This is a genomic window from Arthrobacter globiformis (genome assembly GCF_030817195.1).
GTDB classification, from domain to species: Bacteria; Actinomycetota; Actinomycetes; order Actinomycetales; family Micrococcaceae; genus Arthrobacter; species Arthrobacter globiformis_D.
The window spans coordinates 4,378,744-4,399,634 of the sequence record NZ_JAUSYZ010000001.1 but is presented as its reverse complement, the minus strand read 5'-3'; the positions used below and the strand labels follow the sequence as shown (position 1 = coordinate 4,399,634).

Below are 20,891 nucleotides of genomic sequence, written 5' to 3'. Positions count from 1 at the left end.
TGTTGTAGCTTTCACACTAGGGGAACCGCCACCGGTCCGTGCTGGCCTCCAAACGGATCGATGAGGAGCACAGCGTATCTGTAGGAGGGGCGCGGCATCAGACTGAGGCCCGTGGACGCCGGAACCGGGTCCCCACCCGGGCCTGCGTCTGGCGCCAGGCTCGACGTTCCGCGCAACAGCTGCATTGCCCATGCCGGAGCCCCTGGGGGCAGGGTCGGTAGGCCCGTGGCTGTGACCGACACGGAGTGTCCGCCATGTGAGAGGGTGTGTGAAAACTCGAGGGTTGGCACGTTTCCGCGGAAGTCGAGCCAGGCCGGGGCGGAATACGGTCCCCAGGGTGACGGGATGTGTTCGTACTGCAGCCCGGTGGCGCGGATCTCGCTGGCGATGGCGATGTCTCCGGCCGCGAGGGTTGGCTCCGCCGGGTACCGGACACAGGCGGCGACGGCGGTTCGCTGCCAGGGACGTCCCCGGATGATGGCCGTGCCGTCAAACACGGCCGGGTCCTCGGGGGACGGTTCCAGCGTGAGGGTGCTGATCTGGGGCCAGAACACGGGTTCTGCATTGGCCAGGTACTCGACAAGGCGCGCCTGTATACGTGCCTCGGGTTCGCCGTCGATATGGAGGCTGGAAAGCATGGCCGCAGGTGGATGGGTGACGCGGACGGTGACGGCCGCGGAGCCGTCCTCGCGCGCGGACGTCCGTATGTCGGGCACGGGCGGGAAGTCGCTGAGGGGCACGACGACGGCGACGGGTTCGGTGCGTTCGAACGGGGTGGACACCGACTCTGTCGGCGGGTTTCCGTGGATGGTGGTGACGGCGACGGCGCGGGCGAACACCACGCCGTCGGTTCCGGCGGGCAGGTCGATGGTGGCCCGGGCAGCGCCGTCCTGGACTGTATACGTTTTCGCTGATGCCCATGAATAGAGGTTTCGTCGGTCGCGGCCGGCCATGGCGCGCCGGACGGTTGCGGCCCGTTCCGCGCGCGGTTCGGCGGGGTCCGGGGCAGGCAGGCCGAACGCCCTTCTGAGTGTGGTTTCGCCCGCGATGAGGACGCGGTAGGCGCGGGCGTTGGGGGCTGCGGTGATGGACAGTGTCACCGTGACGGACGGGCTGTTGCCGCGGCGGGTGCTCGCGATGAGCCGGGGGCTGGCCACTGGGGCCCGAATGGGGCGGGGATCAACGATCCGCGCGGTGACGGTGACCGTGGAGGAGGTCCTGCCGTCGGCGTCGGTGCTTTGCAGCGTCAGGGTGTCAACGGCCACTTCGCCCGGTGTCGTTTCCCGGGCCGGGAACTCGACTGTGCGGCTGATCAGTCCGTTCTTGACGTCACCTTGCCCGATATTCAGTACACGCGGCGAGGGTTCCGGCGGAACAGCGACGCGCAACCCGTTCAGGGGGACGGCCCCGGGGCCGGCCGGCCACTGCACGCTGATGTCGGCGCGCACCGTGGCGGAGGAGGCGGGGGCGATGCCGGCGGGGACAGCGCCCGGGATGACCAGAGTGCTGCCTTGGGGCGGGGGGACCGGAGGCCGGGCGGGCCGGTGGAGGATCACTTCGCCCATGTCGCCCCAGCGTCCGAGCCAGTCCTGGAGGCTGACGCCGACTGTGATGGATGGGTGCCCGCCGGGGATCCCGGCGGCTGTGAGAACGTGCCCGTGCGGTTTGGAGTACCCTGCAATCATCGGCTCGGGTGCGCCAGCGTGTCCTGGGTGCAGGGTGGTGCGTGTTGGTTCTGTCTGGACGAAGGCGACCTCGCCGCGGGGCACCAGCCGGTCAATGCCTACTGTGGCCGACCAGCGGCCGGTGGTGACGGCGTTCCAGGAGGCACCCAGCGGGAGAAGTTCGGGCGGCTCGGGCTTGTCCTGGGGGCATTCGCGCAGGTAGGGCAGGGGCACTGCAAGGAGTACGAGTTCCCACTGGCTGCCGTCTTCGAGCTGGGGAAAATCGCGCGTGACCTCCTGCAGGTGGAAAAATCCACCGATCCTGTCCTCGTAGAACGCCTCCGCGTCACCTGCTGGTGGGGCAGGAGACTGTCCGGGACGGAGCAGGCGGAACACGGGGACGAAGGCGGCGGCAAGCCCTATCCGGTTGGGGGCGTCGGTCAGATCCGGTTCCTGATCAAGCGTGCCCGAAAGGCCCTGCCAGCGTGCTACGCCGGGATCAATGGAGGCCTGCAGGTACACGTCGTCGGCGGGCTGGGACACGGTGGTGCCGTTGGCCACGCCGTCGATGGTTCCCTGCACGCCGCTGTTGAGGGCTCCGTATGCTTTCCGGCACCATGCTGCGACGCCCTGGACAGCGGTGCCGGTGCTGGGATCGGGCGGCGGGTCGATCAGCGTGCGGATCCGGAAGATCTCGCGGTCCGGGTCGGGGTCGGACTCTCCCGGACGTTCCGGGTCCGAGGGGAACCGCTGGATCGGCGCCGAGCGGCCGACGCGGGCTTTCCAGTCATCGCTGCCGTCGCTGGCGGGGAGGTAGTACGGGATGTCTTGTGCTGTGTCGTGTGCCAGCGAGGCACAGCTGAGCACTCGGGCCTGGTCCATGTTGACGCTGCTGCTGCCGATGTAAGCCCATGCCTCTGAGACCGTCCCGTGTCCGGTAATGCGCACGACCTGGCAATCTGCGGATGCGAGCCGCCAGCGGGTGGAATCAACGGGGCCAGGCCTTGACCGGGCCGCATTCACCGACCAAAGGCCCTGCCGGGTGAGCCAGGGATCGGAAGCCGACACTGTGAGTTCGCCGTCGCCCTGGATGAAGGCCCAGCCCAGCACCTCTGGCCCGAGTCCCGGTTGCTCGAAGACCAGCGTGAGCTCGTGGCCTTGGTCGGCGTCGATTTGCCAGCTGCCGAGTCCGCCCTGTCCGAAGTAACGCAGCAGGTTCCCTGGACGGCAACTGTCAGAGTTGGGCTTCAGGTCCACGATTATGGTGGGCCCTGCGGGCAGGCCCCCATTGGGCCCCATAGTGACGTGCCAGTGGACGCCGTCGGGTATCTGCGGGTCCGTTCCGTCGCCGGTCAGCCAGGCGATGTCACCGAACGCGGTGGCGCGGTCGCAGAAAACGATGCTCATTGGTCCTCCACAGCGGTCAGGATCGCGGAGGTGAAGCGGGGCGGAGCCGTGACCGTCACTCCGCAGGTGAAGTCAGTGAGCCGGTCGGTGGCCCGGACCACAAGGCTCACCGGGGAGCTGACATTCAGCGGCGTGGTGGCAAGCCAAAGTGCTGTGGTGCTCGCCCTGTTCACGACGCGGACCGGCAGCTCGGTTCCTGAGAGTTTCGCGTCCCGTAGACCCATTCGGCGGGACTCATCGCGGATAAATGGTTCCGTCGATTCCAGCAGCAGGCCGGCCAGGGCCCATCTGCCGCCGGCAAGCGCCCAGAGCAGGCTGGAGCGGTTGGCCCGGACGGGCCGGAGCGGGGGGAGACCGAGCGCATCAACCAGGCGCTCGAGTTCGGCGTCGTCCTGGACGTGCCCGGCCGCCGTCGTCACCGGGACCACCGCCAAGTCACCGTGTGCCGCCCCGCTCCCACCGGAAGCGAACCCGAACGAGTGCAGGAGGTCGGCGGGGCCGGTGTAGTTGGAGGTCGTGAAGGTGATGCCGCCGATGGAGGGTGTCCATTTGCCCGGGTGCAGGTTCCCCGCTTCCGGCAGAACGCAGGAAAGCTCGTAGCTTGCCCCCATTTGCAGGTCCTGTGGCAACGTGAGCGCGGACTCGGTGGGCGGGACCGGGCATCCCGCATTCTTGGCCGCCATTGCCACCGCGGACGCCAGGGCCAGTTTCGGTTTGGACTTGGCGGGCTGGGGGACCGGGACGGCGTAGATGTCGGGTGCTGCCTTGTCGACCCGGCGGACGAGCAGGCCGACATCCCTGCTGTAGAGCCCGGCGAGTTCGACGATGTGCATCGCCAGGAACTCGATTCCGGGGCGGTCAGCGGGGAAAAGGTATTCGGTGTGGTCTGCGGGGGTGAAGCCTTTGACGTACCGGGCCAGGTAGCCGGGCTTGAAGGTATCGAGCAGGACGGCGGTGGCGAGGTGGGCTTCAATCCGGGCCCCGGTGGCCGTGAAGGCCGGGGCGGCGGATTCGACGAGTTTCCACTTTGAGGAGTATCCGGAGGCGGTGCCGGCTTTCACCAGTTGTGTGGCCTGCTGTGGTGTTGCCGGTTTGGCTGGCGGGTTCGGGTCCCTTCCGGCGGTGGCGAAGTACCACGACTGGGTGAACGGGCCGGGGCCTGAGCTGTCCGGCGCAGCGTTGATCCCTGCGACGTTCAGCGCGCTCTCCCAGCCCAGGGTGGCGCTGATGCGGTATCGGTGCCCCGGCGTCAGCAATTTGCTTAGCTTCGCGGGGACGGCTGAGCCCGCCGCATCGGCGTTGTTTGAGGCCTTCTGCGCGTCCCGGCCGCGCATAGCCGCGGCGTGATCCTTGCCGGTGGTGGCTATCAGCCCAAGGATGTAGGCGGGCTGCCCCCAGGAGAGCTCGAAATCGATCACGGCGATTGGATCGTCGGGTGAGGGCGGCAGGGCCAGGGTTACAACCACGCCGGAACCGTCGGGTGTCTTGTCCCCGGGCTCAACCGACACTGCGACGGTGGTTCCACCTTTCGTGCGGGCCGATGCGGTGCCGGCGTAGAAGTCGTAGGGGTTCTCGCCGTCGTTCATGGCTAGGAGGAGGTGCAGTCTGCCGTCCACAACCGGCTCATCAAGCGTGACGGAGGTCCGCATCCACAGGAAGGGCTCGCGGACGATGAAGACCGAGCCGGTCAGGCGGAAGGCGCTCGCGAACCGTCGGCCGTCCGCTGTCGCTTCAGAGGAGAGGCCCGCCGGGCCGGCAGGGATGGTGGCGGGAGGAAGCTGGGACGGCGCACCCATGGGTAACACCGGTACGGTTCTGACGGTGAAGCCGGTGCCGTTAGCGAAGGTCAGCAGGGTGCGGGCATCCCACCCGGAGTGTTCGGCCGGGACATGCCAGTCCGCCGTATCCAGGGGAGTGGCATCCCTGCCCACGGCCCACCCCGGCCCTTCCGATGCACTCCAGAGGCAGGCGCCGCCGATGAGCTGGCCCGGATCCATCATCGGTTTCAGGTGGCTTCCGTCACCGGCGATGTGCGCCGCCCACGCCAGGAGCGTGCGGCGCAGCAGAACCAGTTCCCGTGTGTTGGACGTTCCGGCCGGCCACGTCCCCGTGTCCGCCGGCGGCTGCCAGCGTGACGTGTCGTAGAGCGGAATGGAGGTGATTGCCCCGGGGTTCGTCACGTCCTCGAGTACGACGTCCTGCAGGGTCCAGGTGATGGTTGCGCCACCGGAGCTGACCAGACCGAGGTTGATCGAGGGGGCCGGCGAGGTGATGTTCGCGGTGCCGACGGCCGGTGCGATCGGAAAGGCCAGGATGGGTACGACGTCGGGCCAAACCACGGGTGCCTTGGCCCACCCGCCGTCGGGGACCGGTCCGCTGCCGCTGGCCGGCCGTTGCTGGGAACCGGCTGCGCCGTCGGCGGCGGGGAGGGAACGCCCGAGCCCGTCGGCGAGGAACACGTCCGGCCAGGGCCAGTCTTCAGGGGCCGGGGCTGGTGCCAACGGGGCTGGTGCGGCGTCCAGGGTGTTGATCGTGATGCATTTGCGGAGGGTGTCGAAAAACAGGTCGATTTCGCCGCACACCTGCAGCTTGTAGGCATAAAGGATGTCGCCTTGCCGGTCAGACCATACCTGGAGGGTCACTTCGGCGGAAAGCCCGATATGGAAGGGCCCAATCCCCAACGTTCCACTGACGTTTGCGGTGATGCGGACCAACCGGGGCCTGGTGCTGATGAGTGCTGTCAGGCGGGCGGTGATCTCTGCCCACAGAATGCCCTTGGCCCCGATGACCACCTCTATGCCCGCCCCGAGTCCGATGGTAAAGCCCGTCGTCGCCGGGATGGCGGGGTCTCCCATCAGGCTCGGAGCGTTGATTCCGGCGCCGTGCACCATGAGGAATGCCCAGCCCCCGCACTCGAAGGGTGTTTTCGGCAGAACCCGGGCCCTGATGGGGCCGGGCGGACGGTTTGTTGGCGCCATTATTCCGTCGTCGCTGCCATTCCGGATCCACCAGTTGGCGCCGCGGAAGGGGAAATGCGCGGCCAGCGGCACATCCACCGCGACGAGATAATCAATGGTGAACTTCCCGGCCACTGCGATGTCGAGTGCGTCAGTAGTGGCGGCGACCCCGCCAAAGACGGAGATCGCAAGTTCTGCGGGTGGCGGATGATCCGCCCGATCCTTCAGCTTGTCCAGGATCGAGCGCGTCAGGGTCTTGCGCTTTGCCAACAGGTTCCCGTCAAGGCCAACGCGCAGGTCGAATGCGGGGACGGTGAGACCGAGGACGCCGAGGGAACTGAAGAAGAAGCCGTTGTCGGGTGCGGTGCCGATGCTGACGCCGATGCCGATGGTCATGTTGCCCGGTCCGAAGTCCAGCGGTACCCACGGCTTCCATTTCCGGAGCGACAGGAAGGGGTTGGCTGCATCGAGGGCAGGCATGCGAGCGTTGTAGCCGAAGGTTCCGAGCACTCCGTAGAGCCCTAGCCCTGTCGGGCCCAGGGGTATGGGGCCGGGCAGGTCGACGGCGAAGCCGAGTTCTGTCTTGCGGCCCTGCGGAAGGTCGTCGTAACGCAGGAAACCCAGGGCAGCGAGGCCAACGGGCGGGACCTCGACGCCCAGGACCACCGCGAAACCGCCCGGCGTGAAGGACACCTGGCCCTCGCCGCTGATCAGGCCGGGAACTTCGACGCCGGCGATCAGGCCCCGCAGCCCAAGCGAGACGTCGCCGTTTTCGAAGGTCGCGCGGACCGTGGCACCGCTGATTGTGATGGGGCCAAGCTCCACGACGAACCGCAGGTCCACCTCAAACCATGTAGAGCCGTGCCCGGAACGCGTTCCCACGATGTCCAGGAGCGACCCGGGCGTGTCGATGGTCCATTCACCCGGATCGACCACCTCAACCCGCGACCGGGAGAAATCCAGGGTCAGCATTTCACCGACGTCCGCGGCCGGATCCACTGCAGCCGCAACGTCCCGCCAGCGCACCCGAAGAGGTCGGGCACCGGGCCGCATGCCTACCGCCAGCGGGCCAGAGCGCCAAAGGTCGGCCGTCACCAGGCCCTCGACGTCCAGCAGTGCGTTGACTGTGCTGGACCCCTCAACGGAGGCGTCCAGCGTGACTGCATGCAGGGTGAAGCCGCCCTTGACCGCGAGTTCGCGGCCCACCAGGGCTGCTGTCGCGAAAAGCGCGCCGGTGGCAGCGGTCGGTGAATCGGCAAGAATTGCCGGGGCGATCGCCGTCGTGATGCCCGCAGCGATGGCGCCGGGGCTGGCGTCGAAGACGCTCAGGAGCCCGGAAGGGGCATCCGACTCCATCGTGACGGTCACGTGAAGCGCACCGGGATCTTCGGGCGGACGGGACATCCCGGCACGGACCCGTAATGGTGTGCTCACCGTCGGTCCGCCCGCTCCCAGGAGTCCGTCGCCCGTCGGAAGATCGAGCGTGAGAGAGACGGCGGTGGGGACAAGCTGGTCGAATGATTCGGCGTTGGGCAGATGCCATGAAAGCGTGCCCCCGATAGCGGGGGCATTTTGACCATCGGTGACAAGGGCTGGCTGAATGGTGAGGTCAAGATTCAAGGGACCCTTGCCGCATTCCAGGTCGGCCTCACAAGCGACACCACCGACCACAGGCACTGACTCAGGAAGTACGAACTCGGTTCCCACCATTTTGAAGCTCCCACCCTCGGCAGTGAAGGTTGCCGGGAGAGTCAAGCCGATATTGCCAGGTAGCAGCACGGTCCGGGGCTGTGGGGATAGCGAGAGCTGCGAAACATCAACCACAGGGGAGTGGCTTTGGGCCAGGATGATGCTGATGGTTCCCGTTGCCGTCACGCTGGCAGGTCCGCCCGCGTCTGCATAGCGGATCCGCCGGCGCTGGCCACTGGCCGTCACAGTTCGGGTAGCCGCCCGAACAGCGGACGGCAGGCTTAATGCCAGCCCGTCCAGCTTCAGTTTCACTGTGGCCTGCGCCGAGCCCGGGGAGGCTGCGGCTGAAATCGTCACAGGGCCCGTGAAGGTCGAACCGAGGACCGCAGGCATTGCCTGAGGAGTCGACACGGTTACTGTGCTTGGCACCGTCAAAGTTGCCGGCGCCGGCAGTGCCCTAAGAAATGCGGAGGTCGTGGAATCGACGACCATGCCCGTGCTGATGCCCTCCTGATCAAGCTTTTCAAGAAGATTCATCTGCGTTCCTTGAAGTTAGGCCACAACGCCCGAGAAGTCTGTTCGCCGCATCTATGTATCGACGCGGCGTAAACACCCACATGATGAACCCGATCAAGACGGGCGTCAATGCATAGTTTGTAAAGTCGCCCTGGTGGCAAAGCGACCTTCACAGCCTCCGCACAGCACCGGGACAGAAGGGCCAAAGGCCTGGTGGACAGGATCAGGGGGAAAGCTCCGGGAACCGGAGCGGTACCCCTGAGGAGCCACCCATGTACACGGAGACCAGCCACAATCCTGTCCCTCACACCGATGTTCCGCAGGGGACTGGCCCCGTGCCGACCGTTCCTCCTGTGGCCGTCCCGCCGGCTTTCGGTGGTGTGCCCCCGGTCCCGCCGGCCCGGCCGCTCCGGCCGCGGGACAGGAAGCGGGTGGGCCCGGCCGTCTTCGTCACGTGCCTCGTGGCGGCGGGATTACTGGGCGGCGGGGCGGCCACCGGGGTTGCGGCCCTGTGGCCTGACGCGCCGGCGCAGACCGCCACGGCGCAGGCCGCGATCAGCCCGGTCATCGTCAACAACACGGAGAGCGTCAACGCCGTCACGGCCGCCGCGCAGAAGGCCTCGCCCAGCGTGGTGACCATCAGCGTCAGCTCCGGCAGCTCCGGCGGCACCGGTTCGGGCATCATCCTGGATACTGAGGGGCACATCCTCACCAACACGCACGTGGTCACGCTGGACGGGGCAGCCGCGGACGCCGCCGTCGAGGTCCGCACCAACAACGGGCAGGTCTACACGGCCACCATCGTGGGCACCGACCCGCTCTCCGACCTGGCCGTCATCAAGATCGACGCCGAGGGGCTGACCCCGGCAACCCTCGGTGACTCCGGGGCCGTCAACGTGGGCGACAAGGCCATCGCCATCGGCGCACCCCTGGGACTGAGCGGCACCGTCACGGACGGCATCGTCTCCGCGGTGAACCGCACCATCGAGACGGAGTCGTCCGCCACGTCTGACGGATCCTCGGCGGAGGGCTCTTCACAGAATCCGCTCGGTTCCCAGTCCGGTGTTGCGGCCTCCGCCCAGGACTCCATCAGCGTCAACGTCATCCAGACGGACGCGGCCATCAACCCCGGCAACTCCGGCGGCGCGCTGGTCAACGCCCAGGGTGAGATCATCGGCGTCAACGTGGCCATCGCGTCCGCGGGATCGTCGTCGTCCTCGTCAACCCAGAGCGGCAACATCGGCGTCGGCTTCTCCATCCCGATCAACCAGGCGAAGCGGGTGGCGGAGGAGATCATCTCCACGGGCAAGGCGACCCATGGCCAGCTGGGACTGTCCGTTCAGGACAAAACGTCAGGGTCGTCGTCGGACTTCACGGCCGGCGCGGAAGTGGCCTCGGTGACCTCCGGATCCGCCGCTGACAGGGCCGGGCTGAAAGCCGGCGACGTGGTCACCGGACTGGCCGGCCGGACCGTGACCGACGCCTCCGAACTGACGGCCGCCGCGCGCGAGCAGGCCGCCGGATCCACCGTGAAGATCACCTTCCAGCGCGACGGCCAGGAACAGACCGCGGACATCACCCTGGGCGCGGCGTCCTAAGGAGGGCCACCTGACGGGCCCTCACCCGCGCCCGATCCCTGGGTAAACGAAGGGGACCTCCTCCGAGAGCTCACCGTTCCTTGTGATCGACAGCCAGCCTGGCAGGAACCTCAACTTCCAGCGGGTCTAGTTCCGGACGTACCCTGCGGAAGTGCAACGAGTGCCGGAAAGACTGCCCTGACCAGGCGGCATCTGCCTGGACTTCAACTACGACCGGATCAACGAGCGTCAGTTCAACTGGTGAGGCTTTCCCGGTTGAAACGGTCGAGGGTGGTTCCTTTGACCGTTGACGGCCACGGGTGGGGTCCGGCCGCGGGCCGGAGCCAACGGGCAAGCGTCCGGCTGTCTGCAGGTTTCAAGGGTGAGCTCCGGCCCACTATGCGCAGCTCACCACGCAGCGGCAGTCCCGCCACGATTTCGGTCGGCCGGTGCACAGGTCCCATGACGGCCCCGCACACAACATCCAGTTCCGAAACATGCTTGGCCTTAAGCCAGATCCTCTTCCCGCCCGCATAGGGCTGGACGCTGCTCTTGGCTACCAGTCCTTCCATGCGGACGTCAGCCAGGCCCTCAAACCACTGCTGGGCCAGCTCCCGGTCAGTCGTTTGAGGGGACAACGAGAGCGGGGGAGCCCAGACAGTAGCCAACTCCTCCAGCAGCGCGCGCCGATCCACCAGGGGCAAGCCCCTCGCGTCCTGTCCGGCAACAGCCAGGACGTCGAAGCCCACAAACGTGGCCGGCAGCTCGAGGACCATCGACCGCAGGCCTTCCTTGCCGGCTGACAACCTCCCCTGCAGGGCCTCGAAGTTCAACCTGTCCTCTGACCACACCACCGCCTCGCCATCGACAATGCAACCGGCTGGAATCATCGATTTTGACGCCTCGACCAGCTCCGGGAAGTACCCAGTGAGGTCCTTACCCTGGCGTGACGACAGGCTAACCCCATCCCGATCACTAAAAATCAGGACACGATAACCATCAAACTTGGGCTCGAAAAGCATCTGGCCAGGCAAGGCGGAAGCCGGCGGAATGCCCTTCACCCCCTTCGCCAGCGCAACCTCCAGCGGCGGGCGGAGCGCCGGGGGAATCATCTCACCGGACTGCGACATGCCCTCAGAATAGGCCCGCAGTTCGTGCGCCGGCAGCGTTCATATCAAGACCAGTCAGGAGGCAGCAGGCCTGGGCCACGCCGTTCGGATGACAAACCGCTGTTCTCTGAGACCGTCCAAGGAACTCCATCCTTCTTCCAAGGACGGCGGCGGAGACTTGAACCGGCCGGTGGCGGTGGTGGTCTTACCTCCACACTCCGGGACCGGGCTGCTAACCCAGTCCGCTGCCGGCCGCCAAATGGACCGCGGAGTCGTCTAGCATTCGTGTATGCGCCGGACTGTTGTCAACAACATCGTCTCTCTGGACGGATTCTACGCTGATCAAAGCGGGAACCCGACGGTACTGAACATGGATGAGACTTTCGACGCCTACAACCTTGAACGGCTGCGGTCGGCGGGAACAGTGCTGCTGGGCCGGACGTCCTTTGAAGGTTTCGGCGCCTACTGGCCAGGCATTGCTGATGCCGGCGAGGACCCCAGCAACCGCGCGTTGAGTCCGCACAACCGGGAAATCAGCCGTCTCTACAACCGCATAGCCAAAGTTGTGGTGTCGGACTCCTTGAATATTCCTGCGGACCACCCCTGGGCGGCCACCACGACCGTCATCCCGCGAGATGAGGCGGGCACATGGCTGAAACAGGAAAAACAGAACGGGACTGGGGACATCCTGATCTTCGGCAGTCGCGTAATGTGGAACGGCCTGCTGGCCCAAGGGCTTGTCGACGAACTGCATCTAACCGTTAGTCCGGTCGCCCTCACTGCAGGCCTGCCCTTGTTCCTCCGACCTGCGAACCTTTCCCTGCTGGAGGCACGGCCGTTCCCCGGATCCAGCAACGCCCTGCTGCGGTACCGCCCGGCGTCGACTTAGTTAGGCTTCCCCGAACCATCGCGGCAGGTTGCGGAGCAGGTCGTCCTGGTCGTCGCCGATCCAGGCGACGTGGCCGTCCGGCCGGAGGAGGACCGCAGGCACGTCCAGTTCCCCGCTGGCGTCCGCCACGTGGTCGATCCGGTCCGACCATCCCACCACGGAGAGCCCGCCCGTCTGGTCGAGCAGCAGCCCCCGGCCTTCGCGGGTGAGCTCGTAGAGACGGCCCCGTGACAGGGGGAGGTCGCGCAGCCGTCTGCCGAGCAGTTCGGGCCCCTCGCCGAAGTCATACCGGACCCCGATCGAGCTGATCCTCTCGGCCAGGAACCGGCTGACGTCGTCGAAGTCCATCAGCTCGGCCAGCAGGCGGCGCACGGCCTGCGGGCCGGGCTCGGGTGAGATCAGTTCGCTCTGGGCGCGGGTGATGGTCAGGACGCCTTCGGCGACCGGGTGGCGCTCGGCAAAGTACGTGTCCAGCAGCCCTTGCGGCGCCCAGCCGTTGACCTCGGCGGCGAGCTTCCAGCCGAGGTTGAACGAATCCTGGATGCCAAGGTTCAAACCCTGCCCGCCCAGCGGCGGATGGACGTGCGCCGCGTCGCCGGCCAGGAACACCCGGTCCGCGCGGTACTGCTCGGCCAGCCGGGTGGCGTCCGTGAAGCGGGTTATCCAGCGCGGTGAATGGACGCCGAAGTCGATGCCCGCGAAGGCACGCAGCTGGGTCTTTAGCTCTTCCAGAGTCGGCGGGACCGAGCGGTCCTCGGCGACGGCGGCCGCGGGCACCACGGCGCGGTACAGCCCATTCCCGGCCGGGCCGAGGCCAAACCCCCTGTGGGTCTTGCGGACCTCGTCCACCACCTCGGCCAGCTCGTCCGGCGGCGTGGTCACCTCCATCTCGCTGTGGATCCATTCGTTCGTGGCCGGGTCGCCGGGGAAGCCGATGCCGAGCTGCCTGCGCACCAGGCTGCGTCCGCCGTCGCAGCCGACCAGCCATCGCGCGCTGAGCCGGGCGCCGTCGTCGAGCTCGACGCTTACACCGTCGTCGTCCTGTTCGAAGCCCGTCACCTCGCAGCCGCGGCGGACCTGCGCGCCAAGCTCGACGGCGCGCTCCGCCAGCAGGCGGTCGGTGACCGGCTGCGGGATGCCGAGAATGTAAGCGTGTGCGGTGTCCAGGTTCACCGGCAGGGGCTTTTCGATGCCGGCGAAGCGGCCGACGCCGGGATACTGCTGCCCGAGCGCGAGGAACCGGTCCAGCAGCCCGCGCTGGTCCATGATCTCGATGCTGCGCGGGTGCAGGCCCAGCGAGCGGACCGCGTTGCTCGGCTCCGCGTCCTTCTCCAGGACGAGCACGTCCACGTCGTGCAGCCGCAACTCGCTGGCCAGCATCATCCCCGTCGGCCCGCCACCGCTAATGATCACGTCGAACATGTGAAACCCCAATCCAAAAGTAAGCGCGGCCAACCATTCTGGACGAGGGGAGGGGCCTTGCGGCAAGCCCCCCGGCGGGCGATATCCTGAAAGTGGCAGGGAGGTTGTGTCTCCTTGCCTTTCGCATGCACGGCGTTCAACCGCATTCAACCCCATGCACTGACGGCCACACAGGATCCCTCCCGCCCAGGAGGGCAAGGCTGCCGCTGTCAGAGTCCCAGCTCATTTGATAGGAGCCGCCGGCGATCGGTTCGTAGCCGTCGTCTGTGGTCCAGGAGCTCACCCGGGTTCCGATTCCGCTGAGACCGACCGCATAGACTGCGCCGCTGCCCGCGAAGAGGAAAGAGTACTCCCGCGCAACGGCCCGGCAGCCGTTCGGCCCTGCCGGTTCCAGCACGTGATAGGTGGCGCTCATGTCGCCCAGCGCCCCGGCCGCACTGCTCACTCCGACGGCGAAAACAACCAGCCGGTGCAGCAGGGTACTGGGCGCGTTTTGGCGCGTACCGCCCCTTCCTCCAGCCGCGCCCCCAGCCGCGCGACGGCTTATCAGGAGCAGTGCCAGCGAGGCTACGAGCAGGATGGCGCTAATCGCCCAGCCGGGCAGCACGCCTCCCGCGATCACCACTACCAGGCCGCCAAAATTCACCAACGTTGCCGCGGCAGCGAGCACCAGGCAACAGGTGGCCGCCCGGCGCAACAACGGCACGTTCAACCCGCCCAACAGATTTTCCCCAGTCTCCATCGGCGTCAGTCTAGCGTCAGAGACCGTCCGGAGCGCCGACGTCGGGATGCACCGTGTCATATTGACTTTCGATAGAAAAACCCAGATTATGAGGCCATGTCTATCGTTAGTCGATTGGTCCTCCCGCTACGGGTCCTGCTGGTAATGGTGTTCCTCGGGCTGCTGGTGGCCCAGGTCATGTCGTTTCCCGGCGAGTTTCTCTTCACAACCGAGGAGGGGCCAGGGATGGATCCCTGGCGGTGGCCGATGCTGCTGTTCTGGGAACTGGAAGCCCTGTGCCTGCAGATTGTGATCGTGTGCATCTGGCGGCTGCTGACCCTGGTCCAGAGTGACCGGATCTTCACCGCTGCCTCGCTGCGGTGGGTGGACGTGATCATGTGGGCGTTCGTCGGGGCGTGGCTGCTACTGGCGGCCATGGCCGCTTCCCTGGTCGCCTACATCTACTTCACCCCCGAACTGCGGGATCCCGGGATGCCTGCGGTGTTGATCGGCGTCACCCTGATCGGTGCGGTGCTGGTTCTGCTGATCGTGGTGATGCGGGATCTGCTGCGGCAGGCGACGTCATTACGGACGGACATGGAAGGGGTGATCTGATGGCAATTGTGGTGCGCATCGACGTCGAGCTGGCCAAGCGCAAGATGAGCGTGGGGGAGTTCGCCGAGCGCGTCGGGATCACCCCGGCCAACGTGGCGGTGCTGAAGAACGGCCGGGCCAAGGCAATCCGCTTCAGCACCCTGGACGCAATGTGCCGGGTCCTGGGTTGCCAGGCAGGCGACCTGCTCGAGTGGGTCGACGACGACTAAGCCCCGCGGGGCACCCTGTCCGGGTGCACCGCGTCGCCTAAGCCATGAACCATCCACCGGCCGTGGTCTGGCCGCCACACGAGCGTGATCAGCAGCGGGTCGTCCAGCATTGTGGTGGGTGTGCTGAACGTGTGCTCTTTGGCTTCCCGGACAACACGCATGTAGCAGACCTCAGGGTCTCCATCGGCGTAGACAGCTTCCTGGAGCATGCCGGGATCCTCGATGGAGTCCAGCAGTGCCGCGGCTATTTCGAAGGATCCCCACAACGGACGGGACTCCGGGGTCACGATCAGATGCAGGTCGTCGAGGTTCTTGGCCCTGTCATGGAGCGCTCTGAAGAACCAGTACCCAATCCGGCGCGGATCATTCGCGATCTCCTGCGATTTCTCCGCGTAAAGGTCGAAGTCTTCCGTCATGGCACAAAGCTACTCGCGGGGCCGGGCGCTGGCGAGACTTTCGCGGGGTATTCATCGCCGGGACGTTCCGGCGGAAGGTGACCGTCAAGTAGCTGACACATCTGGCGCCCGGTGCAAGAATGCCCGCATGCCCATATTCCTGGAGACCGAGCGGCTGGTGCTGCGGCAGTTCAATGTCCACGATGCAGATCTGCTCGTGGAGCTCGACGGCGACCCGCGCGTGATGCGGTACATCACGGGCGGTGCCCCGACGCCGCGGGACGAGGTTGAAAGCGAGTACCTTCCAGCATTCCTCGGCTACTACCGGAAATTCCCCGGCTACGGCTTCTGGGCCGCGATCGAGAAGTCAACCGGAGATTTCCTCGGCTGGTTCCACTATCGGCCCGCCCCCGGCGACCCGCCCGACCAGCCGGAACTGGGCTACCGGCTGCGCTGCGAGGCGTGGGGGAAGGGCTACGCCACCGAGGGGTCCCGTGCACTGATCGCCAAGGGGTTTACCGAGTTCGGTGTGCAACGGGTGGTTGCCTCCACCATGGCAGTGAACACAGCCTCGCGGCGGGTGATGGAGAAATCCGGGATGCGCCTCGTCCGTTCCTTCGTCGCTGACTGGCCTGTGTCCATCCCGGGCGATGAACATGGCGACGTCGAGTACGCGATTTCCCGGAGTGAATGGGAGCTGAATTCCGGCATCAGATGACGGCGAGGGCGCCCTTCGCGCTTTCCACCAGAACATGGGTGGCGGCGGGAAGGTGCCTGACCTCGCCATCGATCTGGCAGGGAACAGCATCCCGCGTGGTGAAGGCGTAACTGCTGACGCTCGGCTGATTCCCGAGTCCCAGCGTCACGGCCCGAAGAGTCATCAGGGCCATCTTCCAGCGCCCGGAGTGGGGGAGTGTCACAACCTCGAACCGGCCGTCGTCGGGGCCGACCGACTCGCTGACCGTCCCATACTTGGCCATCCGGGAAATGTTGGCCAGGATCAGGCTGTCGAAGCGGGCGGTGGCGCCGTCGGCCCGGACCAGCTCGAACGGCCTCAAATGAGAGAGCGTGCGGGCGACGGACACAAGTTCCAGGATTTTGCCCTTTCCGCCGCTCTCGATGCCGATCGCCATCAGCGGTGTGAGCCCAAAGCCTACGTAGGAGTGGGCGTAGTGAACCTGTGCCGGCTGCTCCTCCCCGAACGTGATGCGCAACAGGTCGATATGCCGGACCCGGCCTTCCCGGACAGACTCCGGCAACGGCTTTGCGGGCATGCTCCGGTGGTGGTCGTTGGCGTTCCCTGCCGCGAGCACGGTGCACACCGCCCTGCTGCCGGGGACATCCATCACCCCGTTGACAACCTCGTTGTACCCGCCGTCGCCGCTGACGGAAACGATGAGCGGGGACCCGGTGGCCGCCACGGACCGTGCAAGGTCCCGTGCATGCCCGGCAAAGTCCGTGGGCAGCAGATCAACCTGCAGATCCGGCACTCCGGCAGCCAAGTCCCGTTGCAGTTGGTTGATCCTGGCGGTCATGCCGGGCTTGCCGGGATTGAAGACCAGGGCAGCCCGGTCAAAACTGGCTGCAGGTGGCCGGCCGGGGCCGCTCGCTGTCATCGGCCTTTCAGCCCTGTCGATCCACCAAGTCGTCCGCCACGCGGCGAAGGTCCTGGACCCAGCCGGTTGAACGGTTGCGGACCCCCGATCCGGCCTCGAAGTTCGTCAGCGCTTCCGCTATCCGGTCCAGTGACTCCGAGATATTGGCTTTGACGGCCGCATAGCCTTCCTCCGAGCGGGGGTCAGAAGAAGCCGCAGACAGCAGTTCCGCTCCGGATTTGATGACCAGTGAGGCCTCGTACTCGTTCACACTCACACCTCGCGGCTTCCTCGTGTTGGACATGCGGGGACTGCTCGTCAGCACAACCCTACATCCGCAGTTGCTGCCCCGCGGGGAGCCGGAAGCGGGCTGGCCCTTTACGGAAGATGTCCGCCACGTACCGGGGTGCGCTGTGCGGCGGCTGGCGTGCGCATCGGGATTCCTCAACATCACGCGAGGATTTCCGCAGTTCGGGAGGGGGCCCGGTCAAGATTTTCCGAGCTTATCCACATAAGAGGCCGAAGCGGTTTCGCGGGCCTGCCCGGCATGCTCCCATGTTAGGAGCATGCCGCCATCCACCAGCCTTATCGACCAGCACCCGGCGGCCTTTATGGGGAGATCTAATGTCAAAGCATCTGGCGCCTTCCGCTGTCCGGCGCACACCGCAGGTCCTGCGTCCAGCCGTTCTGAGTCGTCCCGTCCTGACTCGTCCCGTTCTGAGCCGTGCCGTTCGGATAGGCGCGGGCGCGGCGTTCCTGGCGGTCTATGCCTTTGGATTCCAGGGCACGGCCCCGGTTCTTTCGTCCGGGCAGACGTCCGCTGGGATGCCCGGTGATGTCTCCGTCAACGCGCCGCTCGTATCCGCTGCCATCGCCTCTTCTACGGTCGCCTCGAATGCAGTTGCCTCGAATGCAGAGGGGTCCGTTGCCAGCGCCGGTGCTGTCTCGGCTTCCGCGGACGCGTTCCTGTCCTACAGCCGTACATTGGTCTTTACCGAAACGAAGCTAGCTGTGCAGAAAGTCGGTGCGGCTTCAACGCAACGGCGGCGTCCCGCGGCTGGAACCCTGATGGCTCCGTTGGAGGTCCTGGTTCCCACGTCGCACTTTGGGCTGCGGACAAGTCCGATCACCGGCTCGGCCGGCGAATTTCACTGGGGCCAGGACTTTGCCGCCGCCTGCGGAACCCGCGTATTCGCAGCGGATGCCGGCGTGGTGCGGGCAGTGGGATGGCATCCGTGGGGTGGCGGCAACCGGGTGGAAATCGATCACGGCAACGGCCTGATCACCACCTATAACCACCTTGAAGGCATCGGTGTGAAGAAGGGCCAGTCGGTCCAGGCCGGGGAACTCATCGCCCGGGTCGGGACCACCGGATCCTCAACCGGATGCCACCTCCATTTCGAAACCATTCTGAACGGCAAACACACAGACCCCGACAACTGGACTCTGCTCCGGCTCCGTCACTCGGGACCTGTTGCCAATATCAAGATGACCGACTACCGGAAGCCCGGCGCCGCGTCGGAGACAGCCTCCTGGGCTGTTCCGGTCGGAGCCAGCGCTCGCCACACAGCGGTGAACGACGAGCACGAACCATCCGCGCAGAGCCTTTCCGGGGTGAAGTCGTCTTCTCCTGCCAAGGTGTCTGTTGCCGCCGCGCAGCCTTCGGGTAGGCGGGCAGCGAAGCTTGCAACGAAGGTGGCCGCGCCTAAACCGGCAACTTCGCCTCCGGCACCGGCCGTCAAGCCCAAGCCGGTAAAGCCAGCTCCGGCACCGGCCGTCAAGCCCAAGCCGGTAACGCCGGCTCCGGCCCCGGCTGTCACGCCCAAGCCGGTAACGCCGACGCCGGCTCCGACTGTCACGCCCGCTCCCGCGGTAACGCCGGCTCCGGCAACGGCTGTCACGCCAGCTCCCGCGGCAACGCAGGCTCCGGTAACACCAGCTCCGGCCTCTTCACCCAGTGCTGCACCCAGCCCCACAACGGAAGCGGTGCCAGCACCGGCGGCTATACCGGCTGATGTGCCGGCTGCCATTGAGGCAGCAGCACCGTAGGGAGGCTCCTAGCTGTGATTCGGCAAGGTAAGGATTTCGGCTCCGTCGTCAGTGATGGCGATCGTGTGTTCGCTGTGGGCCGTCCGGCAGCCTGTCGCACTTCGGAGCGTCCACCCGTCTGCATCAGTGACGAGCTGGGCCGTGTCCGCCATGACCCACGGCTCCAATGCGAGCAGCAGCCCAGGCCGCAGTTTGTACCCGCGGCCGGGCCGTCCGTTGTTGGGAACGTGCGGGTCCTGGTGCATGGTCGATCCGATGCCATGACCACCGAACTCGGTGTTGACCGGATACCCCGCCTCGGTGAGGACCGATCCGATGGCATAGGAAATATCACCGATGCGGGCGCCTGGTCCGGCGGCTGCTATCCCTGCCCTCAATGCATGCTCGGTGGCGTCGATCATCGCGACGCTTTCCGCAGGCTTTGATTCGCCCACGATGAAGCTGATGGCGGCGTCTGCAGCAACTCCGTCCTTGGAGACGGCGAGGTCCAGAGTCAGCAGATCGCCGTCGGCAAGCGTGTAGTCGCGTGGCAGCCCGTGGAGCACGGCGTCGTTGACGCCCGTGCAGATGTAGTGGCCAAACGGTCCGCGTCCGAACGACGGCGCATAGTCGACGTAGCAGGACTCCGCTCCGGCCTCCAGGATCATGGCCTGGGCCCACCGGTCGATGTCCAGCAGGTTCGTGCCGACAGCGCTGCGGTTCTTCAGCGTGTGCAAGATGTCAGCGACCAGGGCGCCTGACACTTTTGCGCGGCCCAGTTCGGCGGGGGTGAGAATCTCGATCATGCGGCGCGCCCTTCTCCTGCTGCCAATAACTATACCGGCCATATTATCCCGGTATTAGAATTGGAGCCATGGTCAGGTTGCCCCTCACATCCGGAGAAGTCGAGCGCGGACAGCGCCTCGGCGCCCTGTTGCGTCGCGCCAGGGGGGAGCGCTCGATGCTCGAGACCGCGCTCGCTGCCCGTGTCTCACCGGAGACCCTCCGGAAGATCGAGTCAGGCCGCGTGGCGACGCCTGCCTTCCCGACCATCGCAGCGATCGCCGATGTCCTCGGACTCTCCCTCGACGCAGTGTGGGCCGAAATCACCCAGCCCGAGCATGGTGTTGGACCGGCTGGCTCTGGGCACAACGCAGGGGAGAGGCTGGCTTCGTAAGGCGCTGCTTATGCGCTCCGCCGCCTATGCGCTGCGGCGCTCCCGGGGGGCCACGCCGCCGAGGCGCTGCGTGACCTGGCGGGCCGCGCTGGCGCAGGCCTCGCCGAGGCTCTGCAGGGTATCGGGGGAGACTCGGAACTTGGGTGCAGGGATGAGGACGGCGGCCACGATGTCGCCGCGGTGGTCATAGACGGGGGCGGCAATGCCGACTTCCTCGATGGACGTCTCGCCGTAGTTGATGGCCCAGCCGCGCTTGGTGACTTCCTCGAGGCGCTGCAGGTACTCCTCGACCGAGTGGTCGTCGAGGCCGGGCAGGGTGATGGTGCCGCTGCGGAGGAGGGCATGCACTCGTTCGGCCTGTTCCCCGGCGAGGAAGATCTGGACCGAGGCGCTGAGGGCATCGTTGTAGCGTGCGCCCAGCGGGGTGGTGTGCTTGACCTGCTGGCGGCTGGCGATCTGTTCCACGCACATGGACTCGGTGCCGTTCCAGACCATGAGGGCGCTGGTTTCGCCGGTGCGTTCAGTGAGTTCGCGCAGCACCGGATAGGCCACGCGGCGTTCCTCGAGTTCTGCCAGCAGCGGACCGGCCACCGCGATCAGGCCCAGCCCCAGCCGGAAGCGGCGTGTGTCCGGGTCCCGCTCCACCAGGTGCTCCTGCTCGAACGTGGCCAGGATCCGCGACACCGTGCTCTTGTGCAGGCCCACCCGGCTGGCGATCTCGGTGACGCCCAGCATGGGCTCGTCCGCGGTGAAGCTGCGGAGCACGGCGATGGCATTGACGATCACGGAGGCGCCGCGGGCGTCGCCGTTGCCGGCGTCTTTGCCTGCGTCAGGGGCTGGGTTCGCGGGTTTTGCCGGGGGAGTCATGGTGTTCACTATATTTCTTCGCTGTCGTGCTTCCGGCCTTTTATTGCCTAGCGG

General features: G+C 66.4%; 17 protein-coding genes. 7 read left to right on the top strand and 10 right to left on the bottom strand.

Features of this window, described 5'->3' with window-relative positions; genetic code table 11:
- Window positions 1–11: 11 nt before the first annotated feature.
- Window positions 12–3,071, bottom strand: a complete 3,060-nt coding sequence (locus QF036_RS20075; protein ID WP_307104705.1) for a hypothetical protein — start codon at window positions 3,069–3,071, stop codon at window positions 12–14.
- Window positions 3,068–8,254, bottom strand: a complete 5,187-nt coding sequence (locus tag QF036_RS20070; RefSeq protein ID WP_307104703.1) for a hypothetical protein — start codon at window positions 8,252–8,254, stop codon at window positions 3,068–3,070. The genes QF036_RS20075 and QF036_RS20070 overlap by 4 nt, the downstream gene beginning before the upstream one ends.
- A gap of 251 nt (window positions 8,255–8,505) precedes the next feature.
- On the opposite strand from QF036_RS20070, the gene QF036_RS20065 reads away from it, so the two are divergent.
- Window positions 8,506–9,831 carry a S1C family serine protease gene (locus QF036_RS20065; protein WP_307104701.1) on the top strand — a complete coding sequence of 442 codons (1,326 nt, stop codon included), beginning with the start codon at window positions 8,506–8,508 and terminating at the stop codon, window positions 9,829–9,831.
- Between the two features lie 233 nt (window positions 9,832–10,064).
- Here QF036_RS20065 and QF036_RS20060 read toward each other — a convergent pair whose 3' ends face one another.
- Window positions 10,065–10,940, bottom strand: a complete 876-nt coding sequence (locus QF036_RS20060) for an ATP-dependent DNA ligase (protein WP_307104700.1) — start codon at window positions 10,938–10,940, stop codon at window positions 10,065–10,067.
- A 268-nt stretch (window positions 10,941–11,208) separates the two neighbouring features.
- Between QF036_RS20060 and QF036_RS20055 the strand changes: the two genes are divergently transcribed.
- Window positions 11,209–11,808, top strand: coding sequence for a dihydrofolate reductase family protein (locus QF036_RS20055; RefSeq protein WP_307104698.1), 600 nt, complete (start codon window positions 11,209–11,211; stop codon window positions 11,806–11,808).
- On the opposite strand, the gene rox is transcribed toward QF036_RS20055, so the two are convergent.
- Together rox and QF036_RS20045 are read right to left on the bottom strand one after the other, a co-directional pair.
- Complete coding sequence (gene rox / locus QF036_RS20050; protein ID WP_307104696.1) at window positions 11,809–13,230, bottom strand: rifampin monooxygenase; 1,422 nt, start codon at window positions 13,228–13,230, stop codon at window positions 11,809–11,811.
- A 136-nt stretch (window positions 13,231–13,366) separates the two neighbouring features.
- Entirely contained in the window at window positions 13,367–13,972 is a 606-nt protein-coding gene (locus QF036_RS20045) for a hypothetical protein (protein WP_307104694.1), read from the bottom strand.
- A 96-nt stretch (window positions 13,973–14,068) separates the two neighbouring features.
- Here QF036_RS20045 and QF036_RS20040 point away from each other — a divergent pair, with 96 nt between their 5' ends.
- Window positions 14,069–14,566, top strand: coding sequence for a DUF2975 domain-containing protein (locus tag QF036_RS20040; protein ID WP_307104691.1), 498 nt, complete (start codon window positions 14,069–14,071; stop codon window positions 14,564–14,566).
- A complete protein-coding gene (locus QF036_RS20035) occupies window positions 14,566–14,775 on the top strand; it encodes a helix-turn-helix domain-containing protein (protein ID WP_307104690.1) in 210 nt (69 codons plus the stop codon). The genes QF036_RS20040 and QF036_RS20035 overlap by 1 nt, the downstream gene beginning before the upstream one ends.
- Here the strand turns inward: QF036_RS20035 and QF036_RS20030 are convergent.
- Entirely contained in the window at window positions 14,772–15,191 is a 420-nt protein-coding gene (locus QF036_RS20030; RefSeq protein WP_307104687.1) for a hypothetical protein, read from the bottom strand. The genes QF036_RS20035 and QF036_RS20030 overlap by 4 nt on opposite strands.
- 127 nt (window positions 15,192–15,318) lie before the next feature.
- Between QF036_RS20030 and QF036_RS20025 the strand changes: the two genes are divergently transcribed.
- Window positions 15,319–15,888, top strand: a complete 570-nt coding sequence (locus tag QF036_RS20025; protein ID WP_307104685.1) for a GNAT family N-acetyltransferase — start codon at window positions 15,319–15,321, stop codon at window positions 15,886–15,888.
- Here QF036_RS20025 and QF036_RS20020 read toward each other — a convergent pair.
- Window positions 15,881–16,786, bottom strand: coding sequence for a diacylglycerol/lipid kinase family protein (locus QF036_RS20020; protein WP_307104682.1), 906 nt, complete (start codon window positions 16,784–16,786; stop codon window positions 15,881–15,883). The two genes, QF036_RS20025 and QF036_RS20020, sit on opposite strands and share 8 nt — an antisense overlap.
- A 7-nt stretch (window positions 16,787–16,793) precedes the next feature.
- Window positions 16,794–17,042, bottom strand: coding sequence for a hypothetical protein (locus QF036_RS20015; RefSeq protein ID WP_307104680.1), 249 nt, complete (start codon window positions 17,040–17,042; stop codon window positions 16,794–16,796).
- Window positions 17,043–17,833: 791 nt separating this feature from the next.
- Between QF036_RS20015 and QF036_RS20010 the strand changes: the two genes are divergently transcribed.
- Window positions 17,834–18,814 carry a M23 family metallopeptidase gene (locus tag QF036_RS20010; RefSeq protein ID WP_307104679.1) on the top strand — a complete coding sequence of 327 codons (981 nt, stop codon included), beginning with the start codon at window positions 17,834–17,836 and terminating at the stop codon, window positions 18,812–18,814.
- Window positions 18,815–18,822: 8 nt separating this feature from the next.
- On the opposite strand, the gene map is transcribed toward QF036_RS20010, so the two are convergent.
- Entirely contained in the window at window positions 18,823–19,599 is a 777-nt protein-coding gene (gene map / locus QF036_RS20005) for a type I methionyl aminopeptidase (protein ID WP_307104677.1), read from the bottom strand.
- Between the two features lie 68 nt (window positions 19,600–19,667).
- On the opposite strand from map, the gene QF036_RS20000 reads away from it, so the two are divergent.
- Window positions 19,668–19,970, top strand: coding sequence for a helix-turn-helix domain-containing protein (locus QF036_RS20000; RefSeq protein WP_307104674.1), 303 nt, complete (start codon window positions 19,668–19,670; stop codon window positions 19,968–19,970).
- A gap of 24 nt (window positions 19,971–19,994) precedes the next feature.
- Here the strand turns inward: QF036_RS20000 and QF036_RS19995 are convergent, their stop codons facing one another.
- A complete protein-coding gene (locus QF036_RS19995; RefSeq protein WP_307104672.1) occupies window positions 19,995–20,837 on the bottom strand; it encodes an IclR family transcriptional regulator in 843 nt (280 codons plus the stop codon).
- Window positions 20,838–20,891 lie beyond the last annotated feature (54 nt).